Here is a 20,887-nt window from a genome sequence, read left to right on the forward strand (position 1 = left end):
GAAACCGACCTTCGGAAATACGTTTGCTTTAATATGAGTCCATTTAATTTTAAGAAGACTTGTCCTATCTTCTATTTAAAACGAGCTTGCATCCTTACATTTAATAGGCTGGGAACGCTCCTTTAAAATTTCGTAGCCACGATCGCCGTAATCAAAACGCGCGATGACTGAAGCAAATTTTTTCAAACTTACTGGCGCATCCATTGCTGGTAGTTTTAATTCAATAAAAGTTAACTGATCATTTAAATGAACATTCTCTAAAACACTTCTAAGCTGTCCGGCAGTTTCAACCACATAGGTGGTATGGCCTTTTTTACCGTTAAATACCGCAGGAATTTCGGTGTATTTCCAGTTTTGCACGTCGTTATAGGCTGCGTTTTCACCCATAATTAAGCGCTCAATGGTGTAGCCGCCATTGTTCAGTAAGAAAATAATAGGTTTTAAACCGTGACGAATAATTGTAGAAAGCTCTTGTACCGTAAGCTGGAAAGAACCATCACCAATAAACAAAATTTGACGGCGTTCAGGAGCTGCCAACAAACTACCAAGTAAAGCTGGCAAGGTATAACCAATAGAACCCCAAAGCGGCTGAGCAATATATTTAGCTGTAGCAGGAAGTTTTAAACCAGACAAAGCTGAGTTTGAAGTTCCTACCTCACCAATAATCACATCATCTTCTTTTAAGAAACCTGCAATATAGTTCCAAAGCACATCTTGGCTTAGTTTTTGTTGAGCTGGGGCTTCAATTACTTTCTGTGGCTGTTTTTCAAGAAGAGGCATTGACGATTTACGTGGTGCAACTTTTTTATTTAGCTCAACAAGTAACTGTCCAATTTCAATACCCGGAAAATCCTGACCAAAGATATTTAAGCCATAAGATTTAATTTCAATATAGTTCTTGGTCTCAATTTGATGAGTAAATACAGCTGAGCCTACATCTGTAAATCGTGCACCAATACCAATTAGGCAGTCAGATTGCTCAATAATATTTTTCACATGCGGTTGGCTTGCCCCACCCACATACGTTCCGATATAACGAGGTGAGCCTTCATCCATAATATTTTTTGCAGTATTCATACCCGCAAATGGAATTGAGCATTTTTGAGATAAATCATTTAAAAGTGAAGTTACGCCAAAAACTGAAGCTTCATTATCAATAAGCAGTGCTGGACTTTTTGCATTGTTCAAAATGTCACAAAGTTTGCTTACCACACTTTGCAATAAGTCTGGTTCAACAGATGGATAACTTAAATCAAGTGGGCGGTCAGTAACTTCAATTTTAACGTGAGTAATATCTCCAGCTAACTGGATGTGCACAGGACGGCGTTCAAGGAAACACTGACGTAATACACGATCAATTTCAAAAGCTGCATTTGCAGGAGTTAAACGTGTTTGAGCAACTGTGAACTCTTTCATACAGTTCATAATATTGTCGTAGTTACCATCGACAAGCGTATGGTGAATTAAAGTGCCCTTTTGAACTGCATGTAAAGGTGGAATACCTGAGATATGAATAAGAGGTACATTTTCTGCATATGCACCTGCAATGCCATTAATCGCGCTTAAATCACCGACACCATAAGTAGTTGCCAAGGCAGAAAAACCGTTAATTCGTGCATAACCATCAGCTGCATAGGCAGCATTTAATTCATTACAATTTCCGATAAATTCGAGTTCTGGATCTGCTTCAACTTGTTCGAGATATGAGAGGTTAAAATCACCAGGTACACCAAAAAGATGTTGGATACCCATTTGTTTTAAACGAAGATTTAAAAAGTCACCGATTTCTATGAACATTGCTCTATATCCTTTGAGACCAATTTTTATTCCATAGAAAAATAATATTTCATCTACCTTTTAGATTTCGTGCATAATGAAAACGCATTTTAATAAAAATACATGATTTGTGTATCATAAAAGGATTTTATGCAATGGATAAGTTCGACTGGCAAATCATTCAGGCACTACAAAAGAATGGACGGCTCACCAATCAGGAAGTTGGAGATTTAATCGGTTTATCTGCTTCTCAATGTTCTAGAAGAAGACAGCTACTTGAGCAAAAAGGTATAATTTTAGGTTACACGGCCCGCATCCAGCAACAAGCGCTAGGACTGGAAGTCACAGCGATGATCCACATTAATTTAAGAACACACGAGGCAAAATCTCAGCAGGCATTTCAAGAGTTAATTGAAGCGGAAGATAACATTCAAGATGCATTTTCAATTAGTGGCGATGCGGATTTTATTTTAAAAGTCGTTGCTGAAAACTTAGAGCAGCTTTCTCAATTTGTAACTGAAAGATTGCTTTCTTATAATTTTATTGGCCACATAAAGTCTTACATTGTTCTGAAAAAAATTAAAGAACAGAATCATTTTTTAATCAAACCTAAAGGTCACGGTTATCATCACACGACTTAAGCAGGTTAGTATTTAATAAGATAATTTAAAATAAAAAGGCGGATCTATGATCCGCCTTAAAATTAATATTTAGATTTTACTGATATGGACTGTTTGCCCGATCGTATTTTCAAGTAAACCTTCTAAACCAAACTCAGCACCTAAGCCTGACATTTTCCAGCCACCAAAAGGTGCATGAGGCAGTACTTCTGCATGGGTATTAATCCAAACAGTACCACATTGAAGCTGAGTCGCATAAGTTTGAGCAGCTTGAATATCAGAAGACCAGATTGAACCACCTAAACCAAACTCACTGTCATTGGCACGAGCAATAGCATCGTTGATATCTGTATATTTTAAAACAGGCAACACTGGACCAAATTGCTCTTCTTGTACCACGCGGCAAGAGTCAGAAACTTCAGTCAAAATAGTTGGCGCAATAAAGTAGCCTTGCTCTGGTAACTGCTGCTGACCAGAAAGCGCTTTTGCACCTTGAGAAATAGCATCGGCAATAAGTTCTTTCACTTTGTTATATTGCATTTGGTTTTGTACCGGACCAAACGTTGTAGAAGACTCCATTCCACCACCCACAACTTGAGCATTGGCAATGTCAGCTAACTTTTGAGATAGAGCTTCATATTGGCTTTCATGTACATATAAACGTTTTAACGCCGCGCACGTTTGACCAGCGTTCAAGAATGCCATATTAAAAATCTTAGCTGCAATTTCATCGATATTTGCATCTGGCAATACAATACCCGCATCATTACCGCCAAGCTCTAATGTTAAATGTTTTAACTGTTGAGCTGCACCAGCCATAATGTGTTGACCTGTTCGAGTTGAACCCGTAAACACGACTTTTTGTACATCTGGATGTGAAGAGAGTGCTTCACCAATCTCACCAGCACCTACCACAATTGAAATAACACCCGCTGGAACTTCTTGCTGAATGATTTCACATAGACGCAAAGTTGATAGCGGTGTGTATTCAGAAGGTTTGCTAATGACAACGTTACCCGCGCGTAAAGCAGGCATGATATGCCAAACAGCAATCATGAGAGGCCAGTTCCACGGAGTAATTGAAGCCACTACACCTAATGGCTGACGATGACGCTCAATACGCTTGGTTTCACTGTCTTCAATCACTTCAACAGGTAAATCCATAGCAGCAGCATAGCGAATCCATCCAATTGCACCCTGCACTTCCATTTGTGCAAGTGCTAGTGGTTTACCTTGCTCAAGCACAACCAGCTCTGCAAGCATTTCAGCGTGCTTTTCAATACCATCCGCAATTTTGTTTAAGATCGATTTACGTTCATCATGTGAAACTTGTTGCCAAGCTTTAGATGCTTGTTTAGCTGCACTCACTGCTTGATTTACTTGCTCAACCGATGCTTTTGCACAACGCGCAGCTGTTAAACCTGTAGCAGGATTAATAACTTCTAGTTCACCTTGTTCACCTGAACAAGATTGACCGTTAATAATCAGTTTAAATTCATTAAGCACATTAACTTGTTGCATTTCTTCTTCCTTGTCTTAATTGTAATTACAGCCACTTACTTTTTTCAGTTAAAACGGGATTATTTAAAGTAAGTACGATATTGATATATCAATGTGACCAAAAATATTGGGGACATACCAATACAATAAGAAATTTGCATAAGATAGATCATGCATAATTATTTTTGTTTTCGAAAAATATGCATGGTTTGTGCATATTTCTATTTACTCATACACATTTTGAATAAAAGAATCTGTAATAAAAAAGCCCAGCAAGAAGCCGGGCTTTTTTTGTTATCAACTCAATTAGTCGATTGGTGGTACATAGTTACCAGAAGCAATCGCATCTTTAATGCGGTCAGCTTCAGCCAATACTTGACCTAAAAGGTTTTTAACGTTTTCAAATGTCACAACAGGGCTTAATGTTGTCATCTTCAATGACTGTACATTACCAACTTTTGTTACACCGATATTTGCTTCACCACGTGCAAACAATTCGTCTGCTACGTTTTGGTTCAAGCTATCGATAAACTCAACTGGGTAGCCTTGTGGCACAACACGGAACAATACTGAAGCAAATTGTGGTTCAACTAAAAGCTCTAAACCGTCAGTTGCCTTGATGTAATCTGCAACTTCACGAGTAAGTTTTACACCATGATCAATCATTGAACCATAAAGGTCTTCACCTAGTGATTCAATTGTCATCCACAATTTCAATGCATCAAAACGACGAGTCGTTTGTAATGACTTAGAAACAAGGTTTGGTACACCATGTTCTTCGTCATAAGCAGAGTTCAGGTATTCAGCTTCGTAGTGCATGAAACGGTAGTTCGCTTCGTCTTTCAACAAGAACGCGCCACAGCTAATGCTTTGGAAATAATGCTTATGGAAGTCGAGGGTAATCGAGTCAGATAACTCAATACCATCAAGCATTGCACGGTAGTCATTTGACAGAATTAATGCACCGCCCCATGCCGCATCAATATGCATCCATGAACCATATTTCGTTGTGATTTCACGAATTTTCATCAATGGATCAATTGCACCAGCATCGGTTGTACCGGCTGTCGCAACAACACAAGCAACTACTTTGCCTTCTGATTGCAAATGCGCCATCGTTTTTTCGAGAGCATCTACATCCATCTGTGCATTTTCATTCACAGGAACAGTCACAACTGACTGGAAGCCCATGCCCATCATTGCCATGTTCTTTTGCACAGAGAAATGCGCATTTTCAGAACAAATAACTTTGACGTTTTTCATTGCTTCAGCTGGAATACCATCACGCTGTACAGACCACGGATTACCGTTTTCGTCTTTCCAGTTTTTCGAAATGCACCAGTCACGAGCAAGTAACACACCCATTAAGTTAGATTGAGTACCGCCAGAAGTGAAAACACCTGCCTGACCAGAACCATAACCAACTTTTTGACGCAACCAATCAATGAGCTGAACTTCCATTAATGAACCGGCTGGGCTTTGATCCCATGAGTCCATAGACTGGTTAGTTGCATTGATTAACACTTCCGCAATTTGGCTCATCACCATAGTTGGGCAGTGTAAATGCGCTAATGAATGTGGATGATGTACTTTTAAGCTTTTATTTAAGAAAAGCTCAATCATACGTTGAAGTGACTCTTGTACACCCATGCCTTCTTTTGAAGGTTGGAAAGAAATTGCTGAACGCAATTCTTTAATGCTACCACCTGTGTACATCTTTTCATTTTGCAACCATGCTGAAACGGCTTTTACCGCTTCGCCCATTGCTGACTCATAGTCAGCAATGGATTGTGCATCATTGCAGAGTAACGCTTTACGATGTTCTGCAAAATCCACCATACTTATGCGCCTCGTACTGCAACCAATGCTTCTGCAATTGCTTTCTTAAAGCGAGCAACTACTTCAACACACTCTTCTTGAGTGATGATAAGCGGGCAAAGTAAACGAATTACTGTACCGTTACGGCCGCCTTTTTCAAGCAATAGTTTATTGTTGAAACAAGCAGTTTGAATTGCAGCAGCTAATTGTGAATCCGCAGGAAGCGAACCAATACGATCAGCTTGTTTACGCTCGTCAACAATCTCGACACCGATCATTAAACCGCGACCACGTACGTTACCGATACATGGGAATTCTTGAGCTAATTTTTTAAATTCAGCTTGTAGATAATCACCACGTTCTTGCGCATTTTGTGCAAGATTTTGTTCAGTAATCGTTTTTAATACGACAAGGCCTGTACCCATAGCAAGTTGGTTACCACGGAAAGTACCAGTGTGACCAGCAGGCTGCCAAGCATCAAATTTACGTTTAATACCTAATACTGCAAGTGGTAAACCACCACCTACTGCTTTAGACATTACAACAACATCAGGTTCAATACCTGCATGTTCAAATGCAAACATTTTGCCTGAACGTGCAAAGCCAGCTTGAACTTCGTCTAAAATTAAAACGATGTTGTGCTTTTCAGTCACTTCACGGATTTTTTGCAACCATTTTACTGGAGCTGTAACTACGCCGCCTTCACCTTGAATTGCTTCAAGAATAACAGCAGCTGGTTTTGTTACACCGCTTTCAACATCTTCGATAAAGTTTTCAAAGAAGTAAGTTAAAGCGTCAACACCAGCTTCACCACCCAAACCAAGTGGGCAGCGGTATTCATGCGGATATGGCATGAATTGCACGCCTGGCATTAAACCGTTAACTGCATTTTTTGCACTTAAGTTACCAGTCATAGCAAGTGCACCATGGGTCATACCATGATAACCGCCAGAGAAACTGATCACTGAACTACGGCCAGTGTAAGTCTTAGCAAGTTTAATTGCTGCTTCAGTTGCGTCTGCACCAGCAGGACCACAGAACTGCAAGCAGTATTCTTCTTTACCACCAGGTAAATATGCTAACAATGCTTCAGTGAATGCATCTTTTAAAGGTGTGGTTAAGTCTAAAGTATGCAATGGCAAACCACTTGCCAATGTATCTTGAATACTTTGAATCACCGCAGGATGATTATGACCTAAAGCCAATGTACCTGCCCCAGCTAAACAATCAAGGTACTCTGTACCTTCAACATCAGTAACCCAGCATCCTTGTGCTTTCGCTATCGCTAACGGTAATTTACGTGGATAGCTACGAACATTTGATTCCATTTGACTTTGGCGAGTCAAATAATATTCGTTAGTAGCATTAGTGGCAGGGTTAACGGAAGTAACGCTCATATCGGATTACCATCTCTGATAGGGGTAGAAAGAAATAAGTCTGGTGACTTTTGGTCCTTTGACTCGGTGCTTTATAGAACTAGTAAAGACACTTATTTTATATCTTGTAACTAGGAGCGCGATGATACCTAATTTTACAAGAAAAAAAACGTCTTTTATGTACTTTACTCATCTAATCTTATTGAAAAAATGTATCATCCCAATAGTTAAGATGAATTATCATCATACTATGTGACAACCTAAAGAAAATATTCTTTTTTTATATTACTTTGATTTTTTAAGTTACATTGACACACTTTATTTTTAAGTATTTATTTTTAAAAGATTTTACATTTACCAAAATTTAAAAAAACTGTTCTAAATATTACAAATACGCCACAAAATCTGCAAAAGTTATGCATAACTTATGTTTAACATTTCTTAATGAAAAAAATTAAATTTATATTAATTTTTAAAGGAAAAAATTATGCGTACTTTAGCTGCCTCAACCCTTCTTTTAGGTTCTCTCCTTAGCCCTTTAGTTTTTGCTCAGGATGATAATGCTTTGAACTATAATATTGTGAATGTACAAGCTGAAGCTTCTCGTCAAGTTTCTAATGATGAAATGCATGCAACTTTATATATTGAAAAAAGTAACAAACAACCAGCCGAACTTTCAAATCAGATTAATCAATTGATGAATCAGGCACTTGCCGTTTCTCGTAAATATCCGCAAGTAAAAGTGGAAACTGGTGCTCAAAGCACTTACCCAATTTACGATAACGATAGTAATAAGCTAAAAGAATGGCGTGGCCGCGCTGAAATTCGTCTTGAAAGTAAAGACTTTAAAGCAGCAAGCCAGTTAGTCAATGAATTGCAACAAAGCTTCCAAACTCAATCGATTAATTTTACGGTTTCAGATGAGCAACGTAAAAAAGTTGAAAATGATTTGATGGTCGAAGCTTCTAAAAACTTTCAACAGCGTGCTCAAATGTTGACTCAAGCATGGAATAAAAGCCAATACACGCTTGTTAACTTAAACTTAAATACCAACAACTATTTTCCTCAGCCTGTAATGAGAGCGAGTATGGCTAAGTTTGCTATGGCCGAAGCTGCACCAGCTCAAGACATGGCAGCTGGTGAGTCTAAAATTACTGTCAATGCAAACGGTTCAATTCAATTTAAATAATTGCTTGAGCTAAAAAAGCCGCATGAAATATGCGGCTTTTTTATGTATGAATCAAAAAACTTAACTCAAATTTTGCAAAGAATCCCAAGCAGCTTTCGCCAAAATATCTTTATAAACTTTAGGATTTGAAGGAACACGTTGTGATAACCACGCACGGCAGTAGTTTTCTGTAGACCCAATGACTAATGAAAGTAATAGCTCATGAGGTATAGCTTTTAAAAATCCGGCCTCAGCATACTTTGAAATTTCACTAAAGATCTTTTGATTTCTTAATTTATTTTTCTGAACAAGACGTTCTTGGTCTTCCCCCTGCATCACACTAAAACGAGCAGATATTAAAAATTTAGCAAACTCAGGTTGTCCACTAACCCAATCAACATAGCTGTGAATAAAAGCATATAACACTTCTTGAAGAGATTTTGTACCCTCCAAATATTCATCTCTTAATGCCGCTTGGTCATCTAAAGCTGCAAAAAATAAAGTCGCAACAATCCCCTCTTTATTTTTAAAGTGGTGATAAATGGCCCCTACACTGCTGTCAGATTTCGAACGAACCATTTCAATGCTAGTGGTTTCAATTCCATTTTCTAAGAAACAAGACAAGGCATCTAATAAAATCTGTCTTTTTAAAGCAGCCTTTCTGCTTGGATATAACCGTTCTAATAACTCTTGTGCAGATTGCATTGTTTGTTCCCTAACCAGTTATCGGAGATATTCTGAATGACTTGACTCACTTTTGTAAACAGAATTATATTCTGTTAAAGAATATAATTCTGTTTTTATTAATATGGAGCTTTAAATCATGGCAACCACACTAGAACTTTGGAACAAAGTGTCTACTTTTCCGAAAGGAAAATGGACTTTCTCACGCATGCTATGTTTAAAAGCACCTTATTTCGGCAGTATTTCGCCGCTATTTATTGAGTTAAAACCGAATTATTGTGAAATAGCCATTAAGAAAAAACGTTCTGTTCTCAATCATATTGGAACAGTTCATGCGATTGCGATGTGTAATATGGCCGAGCTTGCAGGTGGGACAATGACAGAAGTCACGGTACCTTCTACCCATCGCTGGATTCCCAAAGGTATGACTGTCGAATATTTAAAAAAGGCAGAAACAGACTTAATTGCAGTTGCAACGCCTGTAGAAAAAAATTATGACTGGGATAAAGCTGGCGAATATTTAGTAAATGTAGAAGTCTATGATTCTCAGAAAGAAAAAGTCTTTCAAGCTACGATTACCATGTGGATTTCTAAAAAGAAGTAATAAAAAAGCCCTGAACTGATCAGGGCTTTTTTTGATTATTTTTTAAAGGGTAAAGCATATTTAAAGATACGACCCACAACCTGTCCAAACTGTTTAGCCAAACTTGCATTATTGTAATTTAAACCATACTTTTTACATACAGCTTCAACTTTTGGAGCCATTTGGCGATAACGGCGCGCAGGAACATCAGGATATAAATGATGCTCGATCTGATGACTCAAATGTCCGCTTAAGATATGTAATGCTTCTGAACCTTTTAAGTTTGAAGAACCACGAATCTGGCGCATATACCAGTGACCACGGCTTTCTTCCTGTAAAACAGACTTTGGAAATACTTCTGCATCTTTAGTAAAGTGACCACAGAAAATAATCGTAAACGTCCAGATATTACGAAGACCATTCGCAACCAAGTTTCCTGTCAATACAGGTAAAGCTGCGGGCCCTGCAATTAATGGGAAAAAAACGTAATCTTTGAAAAGCTGGGTACCAATCTTTTTATTTACTGGTTTCAATTCTTCCAAGAATTTAGCCATGCTCTTACGCTTGTAAAGAACGCGACCAATTTCAAGGTTCTGAATCGCTACGCCCCACTGGAACAATAAGCAAAATGGAATGCTATAAACGGGTTGAAGCAAGAAACCAGGCTTCCAACGTTGCTCTGGAAATAAACGAAGTAAACCATAACCAATATCATCATCGATACCTTTAATGTTGGTATATGTGTGATGTTTATAGTTATGCGTTTGACGCCAGTTATCAGAAGTACCGACCGTATCCCATTCGTAGGTTTGACCATTAAATTTAGGATCGTTCATCCAGTCATATTGGCCATGCATAACGTTATGCCCAAGTTCCATGTTTTCCATAATTTTAGAAAAGCCTAGTAGACCTGTTCCTAAAATCCATGCTGGTGGGAACCAACCTGCAAACAAACAAGCTCGACCTAAAAAGCTACTGTAGCGAACTGCTGCATAGACACGGCGGATATATTTAGCGTCTTTTTCACCCAAATCATCCAATACTTCTTGTTTGATCTGATCAAGCTCTTTTGCAAATGCGTCAAGTTCTGCTGGAGTCAAATCGCGATTTTTAGGATTTTTAAAATATTCGACTTTCACTGGCATATTCATAAAAGTTCTCTCTTAAAGATCAATAACTAGATCAGATTGTGCTGAGTTCACACAAATTTTGAGTAATTGGCTTGGTTCGGTATTTTCACTACCGTTGAGTAAGTTACGTGTAGAACCTTGAGCTTTACTACAAACGCACTTATTACAAATTCCCATACGGCAGCCATGTGTTGGCTTAAGGCCTTCATGTTCCAGACTCACCAAAATTGATTCGCCTTTTGGAATTGCAATAACCTTATTAGACTGGGTTAATGTGACATTTACATAACCAACTTCAGCCGTACTATCACGCGTTAAGCTAAAAGCTTCTGTTAATACAGTCGGTGCTTTTTCAAAAAGCTGTTCCACTGTTGAAACGAAACCAGAAGGTCCACATGCATATATGGTGCTATTTTCCAAATCGTCTACTAATGCTAAATGCTCTGCATTTAAACGTTCATCATTTGGTGTTTCTTGTGTATAAAAAACCTGATAACTAAAATTTGGGAATTGCTCTGCAACTTTTTCAAAGTATTCAACAAAAGCTGCATCAGAGCGTTGCTTTACCCAATATAAAAGCTGTACTTGAACTTTATCTAACTGCTGGCTTTGTTTAATTGCAGTGATTAAGCTCAACATTGGGGTAATACCACTACCCGCAGCTAGCATAATTAATTTCGGTGTCTTGATGTTTTGTTGCATGTCACCATAAGGCTGACCAAGCTCAAAAACATCACCAATTTGGCTTTCAGTCATAAACCAGTTACTGACAATACCATCAGCCACTTTTTTAATCGTTAAGCGTAAATGTTGTTCATCAATTTGCGTCAAGCTATAAGTACGTTCATAACGACGACCAGCAATTTCAACAATGACAGGATGATGCTGACCAGCAACACCTACTTTCACTAAACGGTTACATTTTAATGTAAGACTCACCATGTCATGAGCGACAAATTCTTTTTTTACAATTTGAACAAGCCCATGTTTTACCGACCATAAAGGATTAACTTTTTGTAGCCAGAAGTTAGCCATTTCTTTATCAAAGATGGCTTGTGTCAATGAATTGAATAGAGAATTTCTCTTTTCGATTACTTGCATAGATGGACGCTCTGTCGCTCTTTTTTAATTATTATACACATGTATATATATTTGTATATACACCCGTACTTTTAATTACAATTTCACAAGTTCAGCTTCTAAGGCTATAATCCTGAGAGTTTACAAATATATTGAACAGCATGACCCAATCTTCACTTTCTCAGAACCTGAATGACACACCTCAACAACAAGATGTCATTGAAATTAAAACAGCTACGCGTTCTGTGGGAAGAAAAGCGACAATTACTAAAGAAGAACTTTTTCAGGCTGCTCTAAATCTGATTGGCCCACAAAAGAGTATTGCTTCATTAAGTTTACGTGAAGTAGCACGAGAAGCTGGCATTGCGCCAAATAGTTTCTATCGACACTTTAAAGATATTGATGAGTTAGCAATTTCTTTAATTGACCGTGCAGGTATCGTCTTACGTAAAATTATCCGGCAGGCTCGCCTACGTGCTTCCTTGCAAGAAAGTATTATTCGCAGTTCTGTCGATATTTTTCTCCAGCAGCTCGATGCCGATGAAGGTAATTTAAGTTTATTACTACGCGAAGGTTTTACAGGTTCTACTTCTTATAAAGCTGCTGTTGATCGCCAATTAAACTTCTTCCAGCAAGAACTACAAGAAGATTTAATTCGTCTAGAGCATTTAAATAATAACCACTTATATCACCCTGATCTTGTTGCAAAAGCAATTACGCAACTTGTGTTTCACATGGGCGCTAAAGTGATTGATCTTCCAATTCATCAACGTGCAGAAGTTGCTGAGCAAACGATGATTATGATTCGAATGATTTTAGAAGGTGCTCGGCATTTGGATGAAGCAGAAATTCGTTAAAATTATCTAATGAATGGCTTGTTAATAAACAGGCCATTTTTACATCTAACTCCTCTATTTTCCAATAAAAATATAATTCACCGATTGAAGCGAATAGCTTGCGAGAGTATAAATAATTATTCCATTTGCTCTTTCTTCTATATTCCCAACGATCTCAGGGATCAACATGCAAAATTTGAATAATCGTCAAAGTCTGATTGCAAGCTACATTCTTATGGGCATCTTTTTGCTTTCGGTTATCCCATTACATCTATTAGCAAGTTTTTTTGCAGGCTTTCTTATTTATGAAATTATTATTAGCTTAAGCTCGGTTGTAGAACGTTATATTGATGGTCAAAGAGCCCGCATTTTTATTAGTATTTTATTAAGTATTATTACGATTTCACTGATCGCCTTTTTCTTTACAAGTTTAATTAGCTTTGTGGTTCATGATTTAAAAGGTGTAGGCATCCATAATATCAACAGCAAAGTCGATCAAACCCTGTTGCATTTACAAGCTGAAATTAGCAAATACCTTCCGGGTTATATTCCCGATAGCGTGACAGAATTAAAAGATGAAATTTTCGCTTTTATGAAAGATAACGTGACCATATTAAAAAATACCAGCTCCGATATTTTGCATAACTTCGTGACGATGGTTATGGGTCTCATTATCGGTATCTTGGTGGCTATACATGGTTTTCACCGCCGCACACCTCAACCTGTTTTTAAATCTCTTCTGATTCAACGTATTCAGAAACTATCAATTTCATTTAAAAATGTTGTTTTTGCACAGATAAAAATTTCAGCAATTAATACGCTGCTCTTTATTTTATTTGCATTTGTTTTATTACCGCTTTGGGGAGTCCACCTTCCTTTTGCAAAAACGCTTACTATTTTGACCTTCATGTTTGGATTGATTCCAATTTTAGGTAATCTTATTTCCAATACATTGACGTTCATTGCCGCGCTTACTGTTTCACTCGGGCTCGCAGGTGCAGCATTACTTTATCTCGTTCTTGTTCATAAACTTGAATATTTTATTAATGCTAAAATTATTGGGCATAAAATCAATGCAAATGCATGGGAGATTTTATTAGCAATGCTGGTATTTGAGTCAATTTTTGGCTTAGGCGGTTTAATCGCAGCTCCAATTTTCTATGCATATTTAAAATTAGAACTAAAAGATGCCGGTCTCATCTAATTCAAAATCCATCTATAAAAAAAAGCGCCCTCTAGGCGCTTTTTTTAGTTTGAGTTAATTATGGCTTAACCACAACTAAAACTTGAATTGCTTCTGGTGTAACAGTTAAACCATCAAGCAAGCTCAAGCCTTCTTTTTGCAGCTTTTGTAAACGTTCAATTTCATCTTGACGAATACTTGGATTGAACTGTTTTAGATAAGTTAAACGGTCAATTTCATATTGCCATTTATTACCATAGTGTTCTTTTGCTTGCTGCTGAAGCTGTGGCAAATCAACTTTCGCGATATCCAATGCTTGTTTATAACGTTGCTCAATAATATCACGGCGAGCTTTAACCACCTGACGACAGCTATTGCCATCTAAGTGATGTAAATATGGTTTCAAAATTGCTGGATCAATTTTTTCAGACAAATCTTGACCAGTTTCGCTTAATAGCACACGAATTAACTGCTTAGGCAAGCTCGATGGTAAGTTTAACGCCTTAGGCGCAACTACATCGACTTTAAACCACACTTCAATTAATACTGAACCCTGCTTTAATGCATTAGATTTGAGTACAGCAACATTGGTACTACCAAATGATTGCGTACGGATCATTTCCATTACACTTTCAATGAATGGGTGCTCTAAAGTTAAATATTGAGCATCTTCACGAAGCTGAGCCTGATCGCGATAGAAAGTTGCTGTCATGCCTTCTTCGTCTAACGCCAAACCTTGCACTTGCATTTGGTCTGTTGGACGAATAATTACCGTACCGTTACTTTGCTCATCAAAGTCAATATTGGTTGATGACATGAAACGCTTCACAAACATTGGTAGCGTTGTATTGTCATCATAATCTTCAAGTGCCTGAACAATCTCTTGCGCCACGATTGGACGACATGAGTTATATTCAAGTAAACGATCTCGGCCCGCTTGAAGTTCAGCTTCTAAAGCTTGACGTTGAACATTCACTTCTTCAAGCAAATCTTCAAATGTTTGACCTTGGTCTGCAAGCAAACAGTCTTTTAATTCAACAATAAAATTCTCTTGCAGCGTTTGCGCTGTTGGAGAAATATTACTGAAAATATTAAGTGCTTCATTGTACCAACGGAACATACGCTCTTGAGCTGTTCCAACAAGATATGGCACATGAATCTGAATACGGTTTTCTTGACCAATACGGTCTAGACGTCCGATACGTTGCTCTAAAACATCTGGATTAGCTGGCAGATCAAATAAAATTAGATCACTGGCAAATTGGAAATTACGGCCTTCCGAACCAATTTCCGAACACAGGAGAATTTGTGCACCATAGCTTTCTTCAGCAAAATAGGCAGCCGCTTGGTCACGTTCAAGTAAGCTCATGCCTTCATGGAACATTGCAGTACGAATGCCTGCATGCAAACGCAATACATTTTCTAGAGCTTCAACAACTGGTCCACTACGCGCAATTAAAAGCACTTTTTTATGCTTGAGATCTTTGCGCAGAATTTCCATTACCCATAGCACACGTGGGTCATTTTGCATCCATGAACCATCAAGTTGTGCTTCTTCCGGCCACATTTGCTCACGTAGTTTTCCATCTTTTGACCAATCTTCTGGTGCTGGTAATGGTGCTGGCTGACAATCACGCCCAGGGAAACCTTGAATTGCTTCACGTGTATTACGGAATAAAATACGACCTGTACCGTGACGGTCTAATAATTCGTGAATCGCTCTAAAGCGTTGGTCCGGCTGGTCTTCAATACTGTGACCTAATAAGCCCTCTAAAGCAGATAAATGCTCAGGAGCCAAAGGCTGATCAGACATGAGTACTTCAGCAATTTTTGCAGTCTGCTGGTATTGAGTTTCTTCATCTAAGAAGCGCTCTAAACTGCTAAAACGCTGCGGATCAAGTAAACGTAAACGTGCGAAATGACTTTCCACACCAAGCTGTTCAGGTGTTGCGGTAAGCAATAACACCCCAGCGGTATTTTCAGCAAGCTCTTCAATTAAATCGTAGCGATCATTACCGCCTTCTTCTTCGCTCCACATCAAATGATGTGCTTCATCGACCACAAGCAAATCGAAGCCAGCTTCTATGGCTTGCTCACGTAAATCATCATGGTCAACCATTAAGTCAACGCTGGCAATAATGCATTGCTCAGTCAAGAACGGGTTAAGTTCTGGATCATGTTCTTTAATAGATGCGGTACGTGTTAAATCAAACAGAGAGAATTGCAAGTTAAAACGACGGCGCATTTCAATCATCCACTGATACTGTAAAGAATCAGGGACTAAAATAAGAATTCGTTCTGAGCGACCAGTTTTAAGCTGTTGGTGAATAATTAAGCCAGCTTCAATTGTTTTACCCAAGCCCACTTCATCGGCAAGTAAAACACGAGGTGCAAAACGTTTACCAACTTCGTGTGCGATATAAAGCTGATGTGGAATTAAACCTACACGCGCACCCACCATCCCACGTAGAGGGCTATTCTGCATTTGTGCTTGCATAAGCATCGCTTCAATACGCAGGTCATACCACTCTTTATAGTCGACCTGACTTGCAAGCAAACGATCTAAAGGCTTCGACAACTGAATTTGCGCACCAATACGTGTTTCATTCAGCGCTTTACGATCTTGTTCGCCATTTTCTAAGGTACGAACAACGTTGTAACGCAAAACACCATGTCGGTCTTCAACAGACTCAACAATCCACTTCTTGCCTTCTTGATCTTGAACTTCATCATTGGTGTTAAAGATGATACGAGATAGTGGAGCATTATTACGTGCATAGACACGTGTCTCATCACTTTTGGGGAATAAAATGCTGACAGATCTTTCATCTACATCAATAAGCACACCTAAACCGAGTTCAGTTTCTGTGTCTGATAGCCAACGTTGACCAATAGCATACTGCTGCAATTTTTCCACCTTTCTCTCAAGTTCGCACTACATATTGTACGATGCAAATTAGCTTATTTTTGCATCTTTTTATGTAGTCTTTAAAGCAAAATTTTGAAGCAAAAACCAATTAAATGACTTTGCTACAAAAAATCACGCATTAAAATTTTTACATTAAAACGGTACGGGACAGTCAAAAGTTAATGTTTCTGCTGTGACAGGATGATTAAAACTTAACTGTTTGGCATGCAAACATAAACGCGGAACAAGTTGTTGCTCCGGCGTTGCATACAGCGTGTCACCTACAATTGGATGCCCAAGATATTGCATATGTACACGGAGTTGATGGGATCGGCCCGTAATTGGTGTTAATTTCACACGAGTTACAGGCTGTCCCTGAATCTGAAAATGTTCTACTGCCTGCCAATGTGTTAAAGCAGGTTTGTTGTGAGAAGCGTCGACAATATGTAAAGGTGGTCGGCTTGGATCGTAGATGACAGGAATATCTACAGTCCCCTCACCCTCTAAATGACCTGCGACAAGCGCTTCATATATTTTTGAAGTCTGACGATCTTGAAATTGACGCGCAATCGCACTTTGACCGCGCTTTGATAAACCAAATACTAAAATACCTGAAGTATCTCGGTCTAGACGATGAATGAGCAAAGTTTTAGGTTCAATCGCAACCAACCTTGTCAAAACGCTATCATGTAAATCACCCTTACCAGGAACACTCAAGATGTCCGAAGGTTTATGAATCACCATAAAATCATCATCACGATAGATCAGATGTTCACTTAGAAAATCACTCAAAGTTGTATTCCCAAGGCAAGATGAAAAACAAGCGGGCAATAATAAAAAGCTTACGTCCGAATTACAATGCCGTTCGGGTAAATTAACAGCATAATTTGCAAATATTATGGATCACTTGGAGTCTATAGTTAATCAAGGCTTCAATAACTGCATAATATGCTGCAATGTCGGTGCTTGCATTATCTCTTCAGTGCTCAAGCTCGCACCATTCGCACGCCACAGTTCGACCAGATAATCAACAGCAGACTGATCTAAACCGTAGTTTCGTAAATCAATTTCAGGATGAATCTCCATGGGGTGTCGCCCCACTTGTTCAGCAATTGCCAATAAGATTCCTTTATCCGACAAAATATATTCAGACGGCATACTTAAAGACCATAGACGCATTAAGGTCTGTGTATTTAAATGTTTTATATGGTCAAAACTGATCTTTTCAACCCATTGAATGTGCTGCTCTAGATTCGCCGCCAAGATCGCATCATTTACAATAGCTACATAATCGGTAATAGATAAAACAAGCTGCATGACTTGTTTAAACAGAGGTGACAAATCACCAGCCATCACAACTTGGGCTTTGCTATTTGATGACAGTCGCTGCCCTAACTGCAACATGGTTTGTTGAAGCTGAGATGCATCAATAAAAATAACCGGAATTTCGAGTGCTTGTGCTCTTTTACTTAGCAATTCTAAATGATCAGCTAATGGCTGGTGTGCCCAGTCAGGTGATTTTTCAAGTTCATTTAGCCCAACCATGAGCAAAATACTTTGCGTAGACTCAATCGACCAATTTGAAGTATTTGCTGCTAATTGGATTTTTCGAGGTAAGGGATAAAACATTGTTCTCTACAAATATAAAAATAGCTCAAATTAAAAAGCCCGTTTTAAACGGGCTTTTTTGCTTACTTCATTTCAGCGAAAGTTTCTTTGGCAGCTTGAATCGTATATTCGATATCTTCATCAGAGTGAGCAGATGAAATAAAGCCTGCTTCAAATGCTGAAGGTGCCAAGTTTACTCCACGCTTTAACATGCCATGGAAGAACTTTTTGAAAGCTTCAATATCACACGCCAACATAGAGTCAAAACTTGTAATGTCTTCTTGGTCTGTAAAGTAAAGACCGAACATTGCACCAGCTTGCTGAGTTTTAAATGGAATACCTGCTTCATTAGCTGCGGCTTGTAAGCCTGCAAGTAACTTTTCAAGTTGAGCAGATAAATTGCTGTAAAAGTCTGGTTGGCGTAAATGTTTAAACATCTCGATACCCGCGCGCATAGCAAGTGGGTTTCCAGACAATGTACCTGCTTGGTATACGCCGCCTAAAGGTGCGATACATTCCATGATTTCACGCTTACCACCAAATGCACCTACAGGTAAACCAGCACCAATAATTTTGCCTAAAGTTGTTAAATCAGGTTTAACGTTATAAACCGATTGAGCACCACCTAAAGCAACACGGAAACCTGTCATCACTTCATCAATAATAAATACAGATTTATATTCATCACACACATCACGAATAGCTTGTAAGAAACCGTCGATTGGTTTCACCATATTCATGTTACCCGCGACAGGCTCAATAATAACGCCAGCAATTTCATGACCAAATTTGGCAAAACATTCTTTTAATGCTGCAATATCGTTGTAAGGTAACGTTAAAGTGTGTTTAGCAAAATCAACAGGAACACCCTTTGAAGTCGGTTCACCCTCACCTAAAGTCAGTAAGCCTGAACCTGCTTTTACTAAAAGTGAGTCAGAGTGACCGTGGTAACAACCTTCAAACTTCACGATCTTGTCACGGCCAGTGTAACCACGCGCTAAACGAATAGCGGTCATGGTTGCTTCTGTACCAGAGTTAGTCATACGCACCAATTCAATTGATGGCATGATTTCACAGATAATATCTGCCAGCGTTGTTTCGTGTACGGTTGGTGCACCAAAACTTAAACCATCTTCTGCGGCTGTTTGTACTGCTTTAATAATTTCTGGATGAGCATGGCCCAAAATCATTGGTCCCCAAGAACCAACATAGTCAACATAACGCTTACCATCTACATCCCATAAATAAGCACCTTTTGCTTTCTCGATGAAAACAGGTGTTCCCCCAACGCCATTAAAGGCACGTACCGGAGAGTTCACACCACCTGGAATGTGTTTGCTGGCTTGTTTAAATAACTGTTCTTGCTTTGGAGATAAACTCATGGAAATGCTCGTCTTAAATATCTAAAAAATAATTTTGAAAGCTTAAGAAAATAGTTGTGCCCAGGCCTGTACACGGGCAGGAATCTCAGCAGTTGATCGGCCTAATATATCACTAATGACTGCACAGAGGTCAGCCCCAGCCTCAATCACAGGTTTTGAGTTCTCAACAGTTAAACCACCAATCGCACAAATTGGTAAATCATATTGGGCTGCTGCTTGCTTAATCACTTCGATACCCACATTGCCTGCTTCAGGTTTTGTAGAGGTCGCGTAGACTGCACCAAATGCAATATAAGTCGCGCCATCTGTAATTGCTTTTTGGGCGAGTTCTAATGAGTTTAGACAAGTACGGCCAATAATGACACCTTCGGGTAATTGCGATTTTGCATCAGTAATTTCACCGTCACTTTGTCCTAAATGCACACCTAAACCAAACTGAGCAGCCAGTTTTAGGTCATCATTAATCACAAAAGGAACTTGATATTTTTCACATAAAAGTTTGATCTGTTCAACTTCTGCGGGTTGGTCTGCTTTTTCTACTTTCTTACGGCGGTACTGTAAAATTGCGACCTGATGAGTTGCGAGTGCGGCGTCTAATTTTTCTAATAATAATTGGATTGGGTCATCATTGGTTATGAGATATAAACCGCGCATACTCTACTCTCGCTTTAAAAAACTTCGCTAGTATAACGGATTTATAGGACATCATAAGTACCGATTGATATAGGCTTACCAGTACCAATCGGTATATTTAGAATAGAAAGTAAAATTAACTTGGTATTTTGTCATGCTTGCGATCAGTCAAACTCAAACGACCACGTGCAACATCAGACAACATTCGCCAATCAGAAATAAAGCTATAGAAAGGTTGTTTAAAACTGGCAGGCTTATTTTTTTCAAACACAAAATGTCCAACCCATGCATTTGCGTAACCCGCTACCAAACCATAGAGCACATATTTGGCCTGTTTCTTACGAATTGCTTTTGAAAAAAAGTATATACCAATACTGCTACCCACCACATGTAAGCGTCTGCTCATGATGTTACGGTGTTCAGTTAAATAAAAACGATAAAATTCCTGATAGTTTTTAATCGGCAATTCAAACTCTGGCTGAGCTTCATGGCTAAAGTTTACTGGTGCATTCACGATCATCTTCCTGATTTTTATTTGATCAAAACGTCACCTGATTGTACACCTAAATAAAAGCCTAGCGTCATATGTTTGATTGTAACTT

18 protein-coding genes are annotated in these 20,887 nt (G+C 38.7%); 5 read left to right on the plus strand and 13 right to left on the minus strand.

Annotation, left to right across the window (positions count from 1 at the left end; genetic code table 11):
• Positions 1-75 precede the first annotated feature (75 nt).
• A complete protein-coding gene (locus I7H67_RS02505) occupies positions 76-1,797 on the minus strand; it encodes an alpha-keto acid decarboxylase family protein (RefSeq protein ID WP_151766898.1) in 1,722 nt (573 codons plus the stop codon).
• Positions 1,798-1,931: 134 nt separating this feature from the next.
• Here I7H67_RS02505 and I7H67_RS02510 point away from each other — a divergent pair, with 134 nt between their 5' ends.
• Positions 1,932-2,417, plus strand: coding sequence for an Lrp/AsnC family transcriptional regulator (locus I7H67_RS02510; protein WP_004643588.1), 486 nt, complete (start codon positions 1,932-1,934; stop codon positions 2,415-2,417).
• 69 nt (positions 2,418-2,486) lie between these two features.
• Here the strand turns inward: I7H67_RS02510 and I7H67_RS02515 are convergent, their stop codons facing one another.
• The 3 genes from I7H67_RS02515 to I7H67_RS02525 all read right to left on the minus strand — a co-directional run bounded on the left by I7H67_RS02515 (position 2,487) and on the right by I7H67_RS02525 (position 7,111).
• Positions 2,487-3,917, minus strand: coding sequence for an aldehyde dehydrogenase family protein (locus I7H67_RS02515; RefSeq protein WP_198306989.1), 1,431 nt, complete (start codon positions 3,915-3,917; stop codon positions 2,487-2,489).
• A gap of 285 nt (positions 3,918-4,202) precedes the next feature.
• Positions 4,203-5,735 carry a pyridoxal phosphate-dependent decarboxylase family protein gene (locus tag I7H67_RS02520; RefSeq protein ID WP_198306990.1) on the minus strand — a complete coding sequence of 511 codons (1,533 nt, stop codon included), beginning with the start codon at positions 5,733-5,735 and terminating at the stop codon, positions 4,203-4,205.
• Positions 5,736-5,737: 2 nt separating this feature from the next.
• A complete protein-coding gene (locus I7H67_RS02525; RefSeq protein WP_013197138.1) occupies positions 5,738-7,111 on the minus strand; it encodes a diaminobutyrate--2-oxoglutarate transaminase in 1,374 nt (457 codons plus the stop codon).
• 466 nt (positions 7,112-7,577) lie between these two features.
• Between I7H67_RS02525 and I7H67_RS02530 the strand changes: the two genes are divergently transcribed.
• The gene (locus tag I7H67_RS02530) at positions 7,578-8,279 is read left to right on the plus strand and encodes an SIMPL domain-containing protein (protein ID WP_198306991.1); all 702 of its coding nucleotides are present in this window, start codon (positions 7,578-7,580) and stop codon (positions 8,277-8,279) included.
• Between the two features lie 60 nt (positions 8,280-8,339).
• Here I7H67_RS02530 and I7H67_RS02535 read toward each other — a convergent pair whose 3' ends face one another.
• Positions 8,340-8,963: a TetR/AcrR family transcriptional regulator gene (locus tag I7H67_RS02535; RefSeq protein WP_198306992.1), complete on the minus strand. Its 624-nt coding sequence runs from the start codon at positions 8,961-8,963 to the stop codon at positions 8,340-8,342.
• 118 nt (positions 8,964-9,081) lie between these two features.
• Between I7H67_RS02535 and I7H67_RS02540 the strand changes: the two genes are divergently transcribed.
• On the plus strand, positions 9,082-9,546 hold the full coding sequence (locus I7H67_RS02540) for a hotdog fold domain-containing protein (RefSeq protein ID WP_013197135.1): 465 nt from the start codon (positions 9,082-9,084) through the stop codon (positions 9,544-9,546).
• A gap of 35 nt (positions 9,547-9,581) precedes the next feature.
• On the opposite strand, the gene I7H67_RS02545 is transcribed toward I7H67_RS02540, so the two are convergent.
• Both I7H67_RS02545 and I7H67_RS02550 read right to left on the minus strand, forming a co-directional pair.
• On the minus strand, positions 9,582-10,676 hold the full coding sequence (locus I7H67_RS02545; protein WP_004790847.1) for a fatty acid desaturase family protein: 1,095 nt from the start codon (positions 10,674-10,676) through the stop codon (positions 9,582-9,584).
• Between the two features lie 12 nt (positions 10,677-10,688).
• Positions 10,689-11,756 (minus strand): ferredoxin reductase, encoded by a 1,068-nt coding sequence (locus tag I7H67_RS02550; RefSeq protein ID WP_151822887.1) that lies wholly within the window; start codon positions 11,754-11,756, stop codon positions 10,689-10,691.
• A gap of 140 nt (positions 11,757-11,896) precedes the next feature.
• On the opposite strand from I7H67_RS02550, the gene fabR reads away from it, so the two are divergent.
• Both fabR and I7H67_RS02560 read left to right on the plus strand, forming a co-directional pair.
• Positions 11,897-12,592: an HTH-type transcriptional repressor FabR gene (fabR, locus tag I7H67_RS02555; protein WP_107882831.1), complete on the plus strand. Its 696-nt coding sequence runs from the start codon at positions 11,897-11,899 to the stop codon at positions 12,590-12,592.
• A gap of 166 nt (positions 12,593-12,758) precedes the next feature.
• Positions 12,759-13,775 carry an AI-2E family transporter gene (locus I7H67_RS02560; RefSeq protein WP_004790840.1) on the plus strand — a complete coding sequence of 339 codons (1,017 nt, stop codon included), beginning with the start codon at positions 12,759-12,761 and terminating at the stop codon, positions 13,773-13,775.
• Positions 13,776-13,833: 58 nt separating this feature from the next.
• Here the strand turns inward: I7H67_RS02560 and rapA are convergent, their stop codons facing one another.
• The 6 genes from rapA to I7H67_RS02590 all read right to left on the minus strand — a co-directional run bounded on the left by rapA (position 13,834) and on the right by I7H67_RS02590 (position 20,805).
• Complete coding sequence (gene rapA, locus I7H67_RS02565) at positions 13,834-16,671, minus strand: RNA polymerase-associated protein RapA (RefSeq protein ID WP_013197132.1); 2,838 nt, start codon at positions 16,669-16,671, stop codon at positions 13,834-13,836.
• A 144-nt stretch (positions 16,672-16,815) separates the two neighbouring features.
• Positions 16,816-17,454, minus strand: a complete 639-nt coding sequence (locus I7H67_RS02570) for an RluA family pseudouridine synthase (RefSeq protein ID WP_111854438.1) — start codon at positions 17,452-17,454, stop codon at positions 16,816-16,818.
• Between the two features lie 132 nt (positions 17,455-17,586).
• Positions 17,587-18,291 (minus strand): acyl carrier protein, encoded by a 705-nt coding sequence (locus I7H67_RS02575; protein ID WP_198306993.1) that lies wholly within the window; start codon positions 18,289-18,291, stop codon positions 17,587-17,589.
• Between the two features lie 62 nt (positions 18,292-18,353).
• Complete coding sequence (hemL, locus tag I7H67_RS02580; protein WP_013197129.1) at positions 18,354-19,652, minus strand: glutamate-1-semialdehyde 2,1-aminomutase; 1,299 nt, start codon at positions 19,650-19,652, stop codon at positions 18,354-18,356.
• Between the two features lie 42 nt (positions 19,653-19,694).
• Complete coding sequence (thiE, locus tag I7H67_RS02585; protein WP_198306994.1) at positions 19,695-20,306, minus strand: thiamine phosphate synthase; 612 nt, start codon at positions 20,304-20,306, stop codon at positions 19,695-19,697.
• Between the two features lie 115 nt (positions 20,307-20,421).
• Positions 20,422-20,805: a DUF962 domain-containing protein gene (locus I7H67_RS02590; RefSeq protein WP_111854442.1), complete on the minus strand. Its 384-nt coding sequence runs from the start codon at positions 20,803-20,805 to the stop codon at positions 20,422-20,424.
• Positions 20,806-20,887 lie beyond the last annotated feature (82 nt).

Origin of the sequence: Acinetobacter sp. ACIN00229 (assembly GCF_016106645.1) — a bacterium.
In the GTDB taxonomy this organism is placed as follows: Bacteria; Pseudomonadota; Gammaproteobacteria; order Pseudomonadales; family Moraxellaceae; genus Acinetobacter; species Acinetobacter oleivorans.